At 29.2% G+C, this 650-nt stretch carries 1 protein-coding gene; it reads left to right on the top strand.

Annotated features, from left to right (window positions below; all coding sequences use genetic code 11):
- Positions 1 to 148 precede the first annotated feature (148 nt).
- Entirely contained in the window at positions 149 to 325 is a 177-nt protein-coding gene (locus V7056_RS20745) for a hypothetical protein (protein ID WP_499704279.1), read from the top strand.
- The last annotated feature ends 325 nt before the right edge of the window (positions 326 to 650 follow it).

Consider the following 650-nt stretch of genomic DNA (forward strand, 5'->3'; position numbering starts at 1 on the left):
ATAGAAATTCATGGAAAGGCTCTAAACAGCGGTTAGTGTACATTAGCCGAGTGATGCGTAAATTTATGAGGAAATATGAGCAAATGAAGAAAGAACGCTTTTAACACAAAAATAAATAGAGCATTACTATTTTCTTGATCAATCAGCAATGCGATTATCACGCTCACATATTAATAAAATACTTAAAGAACACTGTGACAATGTTGGTGTTAGAAAAGAAGTTCGATGTTCACCTCACGATTGTCGTCATTACTTTGCACAAAAGCAGTTAAGAAATGGGATGATAGACATTTATAGTTTAAGTAGGTTAATGGGGGCATTTTGATACGCAAATACGTCCAAATATCTAAGAGGATTACTACATAAAGATATTTTGAATATTGGTCGGATGAATAATCCTTTAAAAGAAATTAAGTTTATAAAGAGATAACCTAAATGTACAAAGGTAATAAATTCATTAAACAAGTCAAACTAAGCTAGATCATAGCTTTCCTATCATAAACAATTTAATAATCTAATCTATTCTATCGATACAACTAGGTATGATAGGGGAGTTAATTAGTATACCAAAGTAATTTTAATTAAATATAAATGTATTTATACGTTAGTGAGAATGGAACTACTTATTTCTAGTTCTTTTTTATTTTTTT

It is taken from the genome of Bacillus sp. JJ664 (assembly GCF_036962205.1).
GTDB lineage: Bacteria > Bacillota > Bacilli > Bacillales > Bacillaceae_G > Gottfriedia.

Coding starts and splice junctions, on each gene's coding strand:
- V7056_RS20745 (WP_499704279.1), top strand. CDS start 149: ATGCGATTATCACGCTCACATATTAATAAAATACTTAAAGAACACTGT.